At 63.4% G+C, this 12390-nt stretch carries 12 protein-coding genes and 1 pseudogene; 9 read left to right on the top strand and 4 right to left on the bottom strand.

What is annotated here, in order from left to right:
• From Q0105_RS12175 to Q0105_RS12150, 6 genes are all read left to right on the top strand, one after another.
• The coding region (locus Q0105_RS12175) for an amidohydrolase family protein (RefSeq protein ID WP_298212104.1) at positions 1-588 on the top strand (588 nt) is incomplete at its 5' end.
• Positions 589-745: 157 nt separating this feature from the next.
• Positions 746-1429: a 4-carboxy-4-hydroxy-2-oxoadipate aldolase/oxaloacetate decarboxylase gene (ligK, locus tag Q0105_RS12170; protein WP_298212102.1), complete on the top strand. Its 684-nt coding sequence runs from the start codon at positions 746-748 to the stop codon at positions 1427-1429.
• Positions 1430-1498: 69 nt separating this feature from the next.
• A complete protein-coding gene (locus Q0105_RS12165) occupies positions 1499-2416 on the top strand; it encodes an amidohydrolase family protein (RefSeq protein WP_298212100.1) in 918 nt (305 codons plus the stop codon).
• A gap of 1 nt (position 2417) precedes the next feature.
• On the top strand, positions 2418-2861 hold the full coding sequence (gene ligA / locus Q0105_RS12160) for a protocatechuate 4,5-dioxygenase subunit alpha (protein ID WP_298212098.1): 444 nt from the start codon (positions 2418-2420) through the stop codon (positions 2859-2861).
• A 2-nt stretch (positions 2862-2863) separates the two neighbouring features.
• A complete protein-coding gene (locus Q0105_RS12155; protein WP_298212096.1) occupies positions 2864-3730 on the top strand; it encodes a class III extradiol dioxygenase subunit beta in 867 nt (288 codons plus the stop codon).
• Between the two features lie 12 nt (positions 3731-3742).
• Positions 3743-4696: a Gfo/Idh/MocA family oxidoreductase gene (locus Q0105_RS12150; RefSeq protein WP_298212094.1), complete on the top strand. Its 954-nt coding sequence runs from the start codon at positions 3743-3745 to the stop codon at positions 4694-4696.
• 150 nt (positions 4697-4846) lie between these two features.
• Here the strand turns inward: Q0105_RS12150 and Q0105_RS12145 are convergent, their stop codons facing one another.
• Positions 4847-6391, bottom strand: coding sequence for an AMP-binding protein (locus tag Q0105_RS12145; protein WP_298212092.1), 1545 nt, complete (start codon positions 6389-6391; stop codon positions 4847-4849).
• Positions 6392-6633: 242 nt separating this feature from the next.
• Between Q0105_RS12145 and Q0105_RS12140 the strand changes: the two genes are divergently transcribed.
• Both Q0105_RS12140 and Q0105_RS12135 read left to right on the top strand, forming a co-directional pair.
• Complete coding sequence (locus Q0105_RS12140) at positions 6634-7689, top strand: AraC family transcriptional regulator (RefSeq protein WP_298212090.1); 1056 nt, start codon at positions 6634-6636, stop codon at positions 7687-7689.
• A 56-nt stretch (positions 7690-7745) separates the two neighbouring features.
• Positions 7746-8768 carry an aldo/keto reductase gene (locus Q0105_RS12135; RefSeq protein WP_298212088.1) on the top strand — a complete coding sequence of 341 codons (1023 nt, stop codon included), beginning with the start codon at positions 7746-7748 and terminating at the stop codon, positions 8766-8768.
• A gap of 101 nt (positions 8769-8869) precedes the next feature.
• On the opposite strand, the gene Q0105_RS12130 is transcribed toward Q0105_RS12135, so the two are convergent.
• Together Q0105_RS12130 and Q0105_RS12125 are read right to left on the bottom strand one after the other, a co-directional pair.
• The gene (locus Q0105_RS12130) at positions 8870-9790 is read right to left on the bottom strand and encodes an OmpA family protein (RefSeq protein ID WP_298212086.1); all 921 of its coding nucleotides are present in this window, start codon (positions 9788-9790) and stop codon (positions 8870-8872) included.
• 111 nt (positions 9791-9901) lie between these two features.
• A complete protein-coding gene (locus Q0105_RS12125) occupies positions 9902-10279 on the bottom strand; it encodes a DUF4398 domain-containing protein (protein WP_298212084.1) in 378 nt (125 codons plus the stop codon).
• Between the two features lie 364 nt (positions 10280-10643).
• On the opposite strand from Q0105_RS12125, the gene Q0105_RS12120 reads away from it, so the two are divergent.
• The gene (locus Q0105_RS12120) at positions 10644-11768 is read left to right on the top strand and encodes a mechanosensitive ion channel family protein (protein WP_298212082.1); all 1125 of its coding nucleotides are present in this window, start codon (positions 10644-10646) and stop codon (positions 11766-11768) included.
• Positions 11769-11880: 112 nt separating this feature from the next.
• Here the strand turns inward: Q0105_RS12120 and Q0105_RS12115 are convergent.
• Positions 11881-12390, bottom strand: a pseudogene (locus Q0105_RS12115) (type I glyceraldehyde-3-phosphate dehydrogenase); the annotation flags it as partial.

Raw genomic sequence — 12390 nt, 5'->3', positions numbered from 1 at the left:
GGCGGCCACTGGACCAGCCCGCCGCTGACCGACCGCCACTGGTACCCCATCTACGAAAAGATGGTGGAGTACGACCTGCCCGCCATGATCCATGTGAGCACCAGCTGCAACGCGTGTTTTCACACCACGGGCGCGCACTACCTGAACGCCGACACCACGGCCTTCATGCAGTGCATCCAGGGCGATCTGTTCAAGGATTTCCCCACGCTCAAGTTTTTGATCCCGCACGGCGGCGGCGCGGTGCCCTACCACTGGGGGCGTTTCCGTGGCCTGGCGCAAGAGATGAAGAAACCGCTGCTCGAAGACCACTTGCTGAACAACATCTTCTTCGACACCTGCGTGTACCACCAGCCCGGTATCGACCTGCTCAACACCGTGATCCCAGTGAAAAACGTGCTGTTTGCCAGCGAAATGATCGGTGCGGTGCGCGGCATCGACCCCACCACCGGCCACTATTACGACGACACCAAGCGCTACATCGAGGCCAGCCAGATCCTGAGCGCTGAGGACAAGCACCAGATCTACGAGGCCAACACGCGCCGCGTTTTCTCCCGACTCGATTCACGCCTGAAGGCAAAGGGGCTCTGACCTCGTAGGCGTTGTTGATCACTCTCCGCCCGTTCACGCTGAGCTTGTCGAAGCGCTGCGCCCAAGCTTCGACAAGCTCAGCCCGAACGGTCCCGGAGTGCGCAGAGCCCTCGGGTCCACAAGTCCATCACATCAACACAACCGGAGAGAGACACACATGTACGAACTAGGCGTTGTCTACCGCAACATCACCCGCGCCGACCGCGCAGCCGCAGACGGCCTGGCCGCCCTGGGATCGGCCACCGTGCACGAGGCCATGGGCCGTGTGGGCCTGCTCAAGCCCTACATGCGCCCCATCTACGGCGGCCAGCAAGTCAGCGGCACGGCAGTGACCGTGCTGCTGCAGCCCGGCGACAACTGGATGATGCATGTGGCGGCCGAGCAGATACAGCCCGGCGACATCGTGGTCGCGGCCGTCACCTCCGAGTGCACCGACGGCTACTTTGGCGACCTGTTGGCCACCAGCTTCCAGTCGCGCGGCGCGCGGGCGCTCATCATCGACGCCGGTGTGCGCGATGTGAAAACGCTGCAGGAGATGAACTTTCCCGTATGGAGCCGCGCCATCAGCAGCAAGGGCACCATCAAGGCCACGCTGGGCTCGGTCAACATCCCCGTGGTGTGTGCGGGCCAGTTGGTCACCCCCGGCGACGTGATCGTGGCCGACGACGACGGTGTGGTTTGCGTGCCCGCCGCGCGCGCAGCCGCCACGCTCGAAGCTGCGCAAAAGCGCGAGAGCTTCGAAGGCGAAAAACGCGCCAAGCTTGCATCGGGCGTGCTGGGCCTTGATATGTACAACATGCGCCCCGGCCTGGAGAAGGCGGGCCTCAAATACATCGATTAATTTGTAGTGTTTTTGGCCTCTTGCGCTGATTGAATAAGCGCAACAAGCTATCAAAATAATAGCAAAACAATGACTGAATTCACCAAAACCCCTGGCTGGCTGGACTGGTACGCAGGCCCCAGTCGGCCGCGCTTTGCCGTGCCCGCAGGCAGCGTTGATGCCCACTGCCATGTGTTCGGCCCCGGTGCCGAGTTCCCCTATGCCCCCGAGCGCAAGTACACACCGTGCGACGCGAGCAAGGCGCAGCTCTACGCACTGCGCGACCACCTCGGTTTTGCGCGCAACGTGGTGGTGCAGGCCAGCTGCCACGGGGCGGACAACCGCGCCATGCTTGATGCGCTGGTGCACTCCGGCGGCAAGGCACGCGGCGTGGCCACCGTCAGGCGTTCGGTCACCGATGGCGAATTGCAGGCGATGCACGATGCTGGCGTGCGTGGCGTGCGCTTTAACTTCGTCAAACGCCTGGTGGATTTCACGCCCAAAGACGAGTTGATGGAGATTGCAGGCCGCATCGCCAAGCTCGGCTGGCATGTGGTGATTTACTTCGAGGCGGTGGACCTGCCCGAGCTGTGGGATTTTTTCACCGCACTGCCCACCACCGTGGTGGTGGACCACATGGGTCGGCCTGATGTGAGCAAGCCGGTGGACGGGCCAGAGTTCGCGCTGTTCCTCCAATTCATGCGCCAGCACCCCAATGTGTGGAGCAAGGTGACTTGCCCCGAGCGCCTGTCCGTAACCGGCCCCAAGGCTTTGAACGGCGAGCAAAATGCCTACCAGGACGTGGTGCCGTTTGCGCGCAAGGTGGTCGAGGAGTTCCCCGACCGTGTGCTCTGGGGCACCGACTGGCCGCACCCCAACCTCAAGGACCACATGCCCGACGACGGCCTGTTGGTGGACTTCATCCCGCACATTGCGCCCACGGCCGAGTTGCAGCAAAAGTTGCTGGTCACCAATCCCATGAAGCTCTATTGGCCCGAGGAGGTCTGAGATGGCACTCGACAAACCTTATCTGGACGTGCCCGGCACGACCATCTTCGACGCAGAGCAAAGCCGCAAGGGCTACTGGCTCAACCAGTTCTGCATGAGCCTGATGAAGGCCGAGAACCGCGCCCGCTTCAAGGCCAACGAACGCGCCTACCTGGACGAGTGGGTCATGACCGAAGAGCAAAAACAGGCCGTGCTCGCGCGCGACCTGAACTGGTGCATCCGCCTGGGCGGCAACATCTACTTTCTGGCCAAGATCGGCTCCACCGACGGCAAGAGTTTTCAGCAGATGGCGGGCAGCATGACCGGCATGACCGAAGAGGAATACCGCAACATGATGATCAACGGCGGCCGCTCGGCCCACGGCAACCGCGTGATCGGCGAAGACGGCGACGCACAGGCGCACCGACAGCCGCAAGGTAGCGCGGGCAAGAAAGAAGGACTTTGACAATGGCCAAAATCACCGCCTCCGTGTTCACGTCGCATGTGCCCGCCATTGGCGCAGCCATGGACCTGGGCAAGACCCACGAAGACTACTGGAAGCCCGTGTTCGCGGGCTACGACTTTGGCAAGCAGTGGATCAAAGACAACCCACCCGACGTGATCTTTTTGGTCTACAACGACCACGCCACGGCCTTCAGCCTGGACCTGATTCCCACCTTCGCCATCGGCACCGCCGCCGACTACGAAGTGGCCGACGAAGGTTTTGGCCCGCGCCCCGTGCCCAAGGTGATCGGCCACCCCGACCTGGCCGCGCACATCGCGCAGTCGGTCATCCAGCAAGACTTTGACCTCACCATCGTCAACAAGATGGCCGTGGACCACGGCCTCACCGTACCCCTGTCGCTGATGTTTGGCGAGCAAGACCCTGTGAAGGGCGCATGGCCCTGTCCGGTGATTCCGTTTGCAGTGAACGTGGTGCAGTACCCCGTGCCCAGCGGCCGCCGCTGCTACCACCTGGGCCAGGCCATCCGCCGTGCGGTGGAGAGCTATGACGAAGACCTCAACGTGCACATCTGGGGCACGGGCGGCATGAGCCACCAGTTGCAGGGGCCGCGCGCCGGGCTCATCAACAAAGAGTTTGACAACGCCTTCCTCGACAAGCTCATCCACGACCCCGAGGCCGCCGCCAACATTCCGCACATCGACTATGTGCGCGAGGCGGGCAGCGAGGGCATCGAGCTTGTGATGTGGCTCATCGCGCGCGGCGCGATGTCCGATGTGGCGGGCGGCAAGCCGCCGAAGGTGGCGCATCGCTTCTACCATGTGCCCGCGTCGAACACCGCCGTGGGCCACCTGATTCTTGAGAACACCTGAAGGGACATACCCATGACCATCAAAGTCGCACTCGCAGGCGCTGGCGCCTTCGGCATCAAGCACCTGGACGGCATCAAAAACATCGATGGCGTGGAAGTCGTCTCGCTCATCAGCCGCGATCTGGCCAAGACCCAGGAAGTGGCCGACAAATACGGCATCAAGCACGTCACCACGGAGCTGAAGGACAGCCTGGCGATCAAGGAGGTGGACGCGGTCATCCTGTGCACCCCCACACAGATGCATGCGAGCCAGTCGATTGCCTGTATGGAAGCGGGCAAACATGTGCAGGTCGAGATTCCGCTGGCCGACAGCCTCCGGGGCGCCGAAGGCGTAGTGGCGATGCAAAAGCAGACCGGCCTGGTCGCCATGTGCGGCCACACCCGCCGCTTCAACCCCAGCCACCAGTACGTGCACAAGAAGATCACGGCGGGCGAGTTCAACATCCAGCAGATGGACGTGCAGACCTACTTCTTTCGCCGCACCAACATGAACGCGCTGGGCCAGCCGCGCAGCTGGACGGACCACCTGCTGTGGCACCACGCCGCCCACACAGTGGATTTGTTCGCTTACCAGGCGGGCAGCCCTATCGTCAAAGCCAACGCCATCCAGGGCCCCATTCACAAGGATCTTGGCATCGCCATGGACATGAGCATCCAGCTCCAGGCCGCCAACGGCGCCATCTGCACGCTGAGCCTGAGCTTCAACAACGACGGCCCGCTGGGCACCTTCTTCCGCTACATCGGCGACACGGCGACCTACATCGCGCGGTATGACGATCTGTTCAACGGCAAGGAAGAAAAGATCGACGTGTCGAAGGTGGACGTGAGCATGAACGGCATCGAACTGCAAGACCGCGAGTTCTTCGCCGCCATCCGTGAAGGCCGCGAGCCCAACGCCAGTGTGGCCCAGGTGCTGCCGTGCTACCAGGTGCTACATGGGCTGGAACTGCAACTCAATGCAGATTGAATGTTGAGGAAAATAAGCCGCTAGCGCTTGTTGTATAGATGTTATTTGCTATCAATTTGATTGCAAACAAGTGCACAAACGTACCTGTGGCCCTATCGCAGCCCTCGCGCCGGTTAGGGGCCGCAGCCTCCGTGCCCGCACGTATGCCCGTCAGTTCACTTGTCGGGCCTGGCCTGCCCAGTGGGGTGCGCGCAAGTCTGCTTTGAGGATCTTGCCCATGGCGGACAGCGGCATGGCGTCGCGCAACTCCAGGCTGCTGGGGCACTTGTAGCCCGCGATGCTGTTGGCGCAGTGGGCGCGCAGGGCTTCCAGCGTCACGGTCTGGCCGGGTTTGAGCACGATCACGGCGTGTACGCCCTCGCCGTAAGTGGCGTGGGGCACACCCACCACCGCACATTGCGCCACGGCGGGATGCTGGGCCACGGCGTTTTCCACTTCGACGGAATACACGTTTTCTCCGCCGGAGATGATCATGTCCTTGACCCGGTCGAGCAGCGTCACGACGCCCGCCGCATCCATCACGCCCGCATCGCCCGAATACAAAACGCCGTCGCGCAGTGCCTTGGCGGTTTCTTCGGGTTTGTTCAGATAGCCCTGCATCAGGCCCGCCCCCGTAAAGACCAGCTCACCCTTTTGTCCACGGGGCAGTTCACGGCCTTTTTCGTCCACGATTTTGGCTTGGTACAGGGGCCCTGCCTGCCCTGCGGCAGTCAACTGTGCGTTGGCACCGTGGTGCCAGCGGTCCAGCAAAAACAGCGGTAGACCGGCTTCGGTCATGCCGTAGATCTGCGTCAGCGTGGCTTGGGGAAAGGCACGGGCCACGCGCTCCAAAGTGGCCGTGGGCATGGGCGAACCCCCGTAGGCAAAGTGCTTGACGCCCGCAAACTGGGCCGCATCGAAGCCGGGGGCGTCCAGCAGCATGGTGAGCATGGTGGGCACCAGGCCGATGAAGTCCACGCGCAGGCGGGTGGCCGCCATGATCACCAGGTCCGGGCGGAACATGGGCAGGGGAACCAGCGTGCCGCCTTGCAGCAGTTGGGCCAGTGCAGGGCCGAACCCGGCGGTGTGGAACAGGGGCGCGGCCACCAGGTAGCGGGTGCCGCGTGTCGGCACACCCATGCTCGCCGTGTTCATGGTGCTGGCCATGAGGGACTGCTGGGTGTGCATGACCCCCTTGGGGAAACCCGTGGTGCCGCCGGTGTACACCACGGCAGCCAGCGTCTCGGGGGTGGTGGGGGCCGCATCCATGGGGGGGTGATCGGCCAGGGCGGCCAGGGTGGACATCCCTGGCGGCGTGGGCTGGCTGCCCACGTGCACGTAGTGGCGGATGCGGGGTGCCGCTGCCTGCAGTTGCGGCACCAGGGACAGGAAAGGATCGTCAATGAGCAGTACATCCATCTGCGAGTCTTCGACCGCGTAGGCCAGCTCTTTGACCGACCACCGCAGGTTCAGCGGAACGGCCACCAGGCCCGCCCAGGCGGCACCCAGCATCAGTTGCATGTAGGCCATGGAATTGAGCGCCAGAATGCCGATGCGCGCACCATCCTTCGGTGCCAGGCTGCGCAAGCCCGCCGCGATGCGGCGTGTACCGTTGCCGAACTCGGGGTAGCTGATTTCGGTGCCATCAAGCTGCACGAATGCGGGCATTCCGGGGTCGATGGAGCAGGCGTGGGAGGTGAGGTGGTTGATCAACATGGTTGTCTCCTTGAAGCCGCGAAAAGACGCAGGGCGCCGGGGCAGCGCCAGTGGTCCTCGTCGGCCTCATTGGTTCGTTGTTGTGATAGAGGTAAATTTTGCGCACGGGGTGTATTGCTGCCAAGGATCAAAGCAGACATTCCGCAGATCATTTCGGACAACACCATCGTGTGGATCCCGTTGTGGAAGGCCTCAGCGCATGTTGCAATGGCTGCATGGCGCTTTCCAATATCTCTGCTCCCATGGCGGTCTCTCGGATCGATCTCGAAGCCCGTCAGTTCAGCCTCTTGAAGATCGTCGCCACGTTGCAGGCGGCGCATGCGCTGGGACTGCGGGCGCACGATGTGCTGGCGGGTTCTGGCCTGACGCAGGCCCAGGTGATGGACCCGGCGACACAGATGTCCATGTCTCAGTACCTGCGGGTGACCGACAACTTCGTGCGCCTGAGCCAGCGAGCGGATGCGGCGCTGATGGTGGGAAAGTACCTGCATGTGTCCAGCTACGGCATGTTTGGTTATGCCATGTTGTGCCAGCCCACACTGCGCAAAGCGTTTGCACTGGCGGTGCAGTACCACCGCCTGGCAGCGCCCGTCATCCCGTTGCGATGGGAAGACCGCGCCCAGGTGGCGGTTTGGAGTCTGCCGCTGCGGGGGCAGCCTACCTATGTGCCGCTGAGCCCTGCGCAGTTCGACTACTTTCTGGAGCTGCAGTGCATGATCCTGGCGATGGCGACCGAAGACATCATGGGACCGGGTTGCCGCTACCAGCGGATCAAGCTGGCCTGTCCTCGGCCGGCCCACGCCAAGGCCATGGAAGATGCCTTGGGCTGCACGGTGGAGTTCAACGCGGGCGTGAACGAGCTGCACATGCCACAGCAGTGGATGGACCAAACCCCCAAGCTGTCCAACCCTGTGACTGCTGCGCAGATGTCAGATGCCTGCGCAGGTCTATTGCGCAGGCTGCAGCTGGACACCAGCGTCGCGCAGCGGGTCTATCACGCGCTGACGCGGGTGCCGGGGGTCTATCCGGGCATGGAAGACGTGGCCTTGTCCCTGGGGATGACATCGCGCACTTTGAGGCGCAAGCTACTCAGCGAGAACACGTCCTTTCAGGTGCTGCTGGCCCAGGTGCGCGAGGCCCTGGCGCGGGACTATTTGACAGCCACCGACCTGTCTGTTGACGATATTGCGGCAACGCTGGGTTTTAGCGATGCGATGGCGTTTCGCCATGCATTCAAGCGCTGGACAGGCATGACGCCTCTGGATTTTCGCAGCCGGGCGTCAGCGAAGACTGCGTAGCGCGAAGCGCAGGGCGACCTTTTGTTGGCGTTCCGTGCCTGGCGTAAGCTTGCCGTATGCAACAAAGAACCCTCGGACCTTTCTCTGTCTCGGCCATTGGCCTTGGCTGCATGAACCTCTCGCATGCCTACGGCGCGCCCGTGTCTGCCGAGCAGGGCGAGCGTGTGCTGCTGGCCGCGCTCGATGCAGGCGTGACGCTGTTCGACACCGCCACGCTCTATGGCTTCGGTGCCAACGAGACCCTGGTGGGCCGCGTGATGAAGCCGCACCGCAGCCGCTTCACCCTGGCCAGCAAATGCGGCATGCAGGGCGTGGACGTGAACGGCGACGGCAAGCTGGTGCGCGTGATCGACGGCCGCCCCGTCACGCTGCGCCAGACCTGCGAGGACAGTCTGCGCCGTCTGCAGACGGATGTGATCGACCTGTACTACCTGCACCGCTGGGACAAAAGCGTGCCCATCGAGGACAGCGTGGGTGCGCTGGCCGACCTGGTGCGTGCGGGAAAGATCCGCAGCATCGGCCTGTCGGAAGTGTCCGCCGCCACGCTGCGCCGCGCGCACGCGGTGCACCCCATCGCAGCGGTGCAGACCGAATATTCGCTGTGGACGCGCAACCCCGAGATCGCGGTGCTGGATGCCTGCCGCGAACTGGGCGCGGCCTTCGTGGCCTTCAGCCCTGTGGCGCGCGGATTCTTGTGCGGTGATTTGCGTGATGTGAGCACGCTGGATGCCAAGGACATCCGCCGCGCCATGCCGCGTTTTGCGCCCGAGGCCTATGCAGCCAACCTCAAGCTGCTCGATGGCTACCTAGCGATTGCGCGCGGCATGGGTTGTACGCCCGCCCAATTGGCGCTGGCGTGGTTGCTGCACAAGGGTGAGCACATCATCCCGATACCGGGCACGACGATCGTAGAGCATCTGCGCGACGACCTGGACGCTGTGAACGTGCGGCTGGATGCTGCGACGATGGTGCAATTGGACGATCTGATCAACGAGCGCACGGTGGTGGGCAGCCGCTACAGCGCGCAGAACGCGAGCGAAGTGGATACGGAAACGTTCGAAGAAAACCGCGCTGCGTGAGCGGCGCGGTCTTCGACGATGCGTGGCGCACCGATGTTGTGGCTTTCGGGGGCTCTCAGGATTCCGAGAACGGGGGCACCTTAGAGCGCCCGCCGTCGGGTTTAACGCCCCCGTAGATTGCCCTTTTCATCGGCAATTACGATCTCCACCCGGCGGTTCATCGCGCGGCCTTCGGGCGAGGTGTTGTCGGCCACCGGGTGGGCCTTGCCGTAGCCACGTGCGGTGATGCGGGCGCTGTCCACACCGCGCTGCACCAGCGCATTGCGCACCGCTTGCGCGCGGCGCTCTGACAGGGCCTGGTTGTAGCTGTCACCGCCCACGCTGTCGGTGTAGCCCTCGATCAGCAGTTTGCGGTCTGGAAACTGCTGGAGAAAGTGGGCCAGCTTGTCCAGACGCGGAGCCGCCTGGGCCGACAGGTCGGCCTTGTTGAAGGCAAACAGCACGTCACCCAGGGTGACCAGCAGGCCACGTTCGGTTTGCTGGGCCTCCAGCTCGCGCAGTTGCACTTCCAGCGCGCGCACACGGTCTTGTGCGGCGTTGGCCTGGGCCATGGCCGCCGTGGCCTGGGCCTGTTGCTGGGCGGCGCGCTGCTCGGCACTCATCGCCTGTTGCTGGGCCTGCTGGGCACGCCGGTGGGCAGCATCGGCCTCTTGTGTGCGTGCCTGCAGGCGGATGCGGTCGGCTTCGCTGCCTGCCTGTTTGATGTCCGCATCGAGCTGGCGCGAGCGGGCGGCGTTGGTGGCGATCTCGGCGCGTTGGCGAGCGAGGTAGGCCAGATGGTTGGTTTCGGACGTATCCCGGTCGTCGGCCCACACGCGGTCGGCCTTGGCGAGTGCGTCGGTGGCTTGCTTCAGTTCCAGCTGTGCGTACTGGTTGACGGCAGGGTTGCCGGCGGCCGTGTTCACTGCCGCACGGGCTTCTTCCAGCGCAGGCGATGGGGTGGTGCTTGCGCATGCTGCCAACAGGCCTGCGGCAATCAGACTGGTGCACAGGGCGGTGGCGCGATGAAAAAATGGATGCATGGTCGGAGATTCCTTCAATGGGGTTTGTGGCAATCGCTGGGCCTCAAAACAAGTGGATGGAGGCAAAGGCGGGGCGGGCGTTTGTTCGTTCGTTCGAGCCCGTGGCCTCGGTCAGCGCGGCGATCGGCGGTTGATTTCTTCCTGCAGCGCGCGGATGCCGTCTTGCACCTGTGCCAGGTTGGCGGCATTGCTGGCGGCGTTGGTGCGGGTCTCGGCCACGCGGGCATCCACTTCGGCTTCTGCTGCCAGGCGGCGCGCGGTGACATAGTCCTCCTTCGCCATGGCCTTCTCGGCCTGGATGAACTTCTCGCGAGCTTGTTGCAGCTGAACGGGTGCGCTGGTGGCAACGGCAGGTGCTGCGGCCACGCGGTTGACGGTGGTGCGGGTGACGGCTATCTGCTCTGTGGGCGCAGGGGTGGACGAACAGGCGGCCAGTGCGCCCAGTGTGAGGGCCGCTGCAGCGGTACGGATCAGTGCGGATGAATGCATGGTGTGATGGACTCCTCTGGGGTTGTGGGATGTGCCGCACCGAGCGTTCGGGCGGGCAACCAGGGGGTGTTCTGGTGTCGGTCCATTGTTCCGGAGGGGGGTGAGCGAGGGCGTAGGCCCGGTCTCTGTATGGCTGTGGGGCATGTCTTACGAACACTTGCATACGAAATCCGGGCGCTTGAAGTAACCATCCGCTCTTTCCGACTTCGGGGAACTCTGGCTCTCCCAGGGTCTCGATCCGTGACAATGTGTGTTTCCCGCGCTTCGCGCACGTGGTTGTCACCACGTGCTTCACTGGCCGAACCCGTATCGGCCCCATTCCCAAAAATCCCACCCCTTACACAACGAAGAGGAGAGTTCCCGCATGCAGTTATCCACCTTTCTCAGCTGGGTCCAAGAGACCACCATTGCCAGTGTTCCCCTGTGGAGTGTGCTGGTGGCCTTGGCCGCCGCGTCGGCGACCTACGCCGCCATCCTGGGGGTTTTGCACCTGCTGACCAGCCGCACCAAGGGTTGGGCCGCGCAGTCGCAAAGTGGCATGGCGCTGACGATGGTGAAGGTGCTGGAGGGCACCAGCCGCACTTTGATGCTGCTGGTGGCGCTGTTGGTGGGCGCGAGTTTGCTGGACCTGCCCGGCCGCTGGGAGAGCCGTATGAGCCAGTTGTGGTTCGTGGCCGTGGCATTGCAGATGGGCTTGTGGGGGATGCGTGCCATCAGCATTGGCGTGAGCAGCTACGTGGAGCGCCATTCCTCCACGGGCATGACGCAGGTGAGCGCATCGGCCACGCTGCTGTCCTGGGGCTTGCGCACCCTGCTGTGGAGCATCGTGCTGCTGGCCGTTTTGTCGAACGTGGGGGTCAACATCACGGCGTTTGTCGCCAGCCTGGGTGTGGGCGGTATCGCCGTGGCGCTGGCGGTGCAGAACATTTTGGGTGACCTGTTTGCATCGTTGGCCATCGCGGTGGACAAGCCGTTTGAGGTGGGCGATTTCATCACGGTGGGCGGCATCGCGGGCACGGTGCAGGTCATCGGCCTCAAGACCACGCGCATCCGCAGTTTGCAGGGCGAGCAGGTCGTGATGTCCAACACCGACCTGCTCAAGCAGACCATCAGCAACTACCGGTTGCTCGAAAGCCGGCGCATCGTGTTCGGGTTTGGCGTGACCTACGACACCACGCCCGAGCAGGCCGAGGCGATCCCCGGCGTGGTGCGCAAGATCGTCGAGGCGCACCCTCAGCTGCGTTTTGACCGCGCGCATTTCAAGGCATTTGGCGCCAGTTCGCTGGACTACGAAGTCGTTTACATCGTGGACGACCCGGCCTACGGTGTTTATATGGACATGCAGCAGTCCATCAACCTGGCTCTGATGCGCGAGCTTGACGCCATGGGCGTGGGCTTTGCCTTCCCCACCACCACGGTGCACATCGCCAGCATGCCCGCGGCGCAGCCCCAGGGCGCCGCTGCGCCGCTGGCCGTGGCTGCGCACTGACCGTAAGCGGGGCAAAAAAAAGCCGGTGGCCTTTGCAGGCGACCGGCTTGAACAGGGTAGTTGCTTCTAGCGCTTTTTCATTCTCGAAAGCTATCTGGTTGGGTATTGTCGCTTACTTGGCAATAACGCGCACCATTTCCAGGCACTTGTTCGAATAGCCCCACTCATTGTCGTACCAGCTCACGACCTTGACGAAGGTGCCGTCCAGGGCAATACCGGCGTCGGCGTCGAAGATGGAGGTGCGGGTGTCGCCACGGAAATCGGTGGCTACCACCTTGTCTTCGGTGTAGCCGAGCACGCCCTTCAAGGCGCCTTCGGACTGGGCTTTCATCTCGGCCTTGATCTCGTCGTAGGTGGCGGCCTTGTCCAGTTCCACCGTCAAGTCCACCACCGACACGTCGGAGGTGGGCACGCGGAAGGACATGCCGGTCAGCTTCTTGTTCAACGCAGGAATCACCACGCCCACGGCCTTGGCGGCGCCAGTGCTCGAAGGAATGATGTTTTCCAGGATGCCGCGGCCGCCGCGCCAGTCTTTGTTGCTCGGGCCGTCCACGGTCTTTTGCGTGGCGGTGGCGGCGTGCACGGTGGTCATCAGGCCGCGCTTGATGCCCCACTTGTCGTT

Source organism: Acidovorax sp. (genome assembly GCF_027492855.1).
Classification (GTDB): domain Bacteria; phylum Pseudomonadota; class Gammaproteobacteria; order Burkholderiales; family Burkholderiaceae_C; genus Acidovorax.
This window is presented reverse-complemented; position numbering and strand designations above follow the sequence as displayed.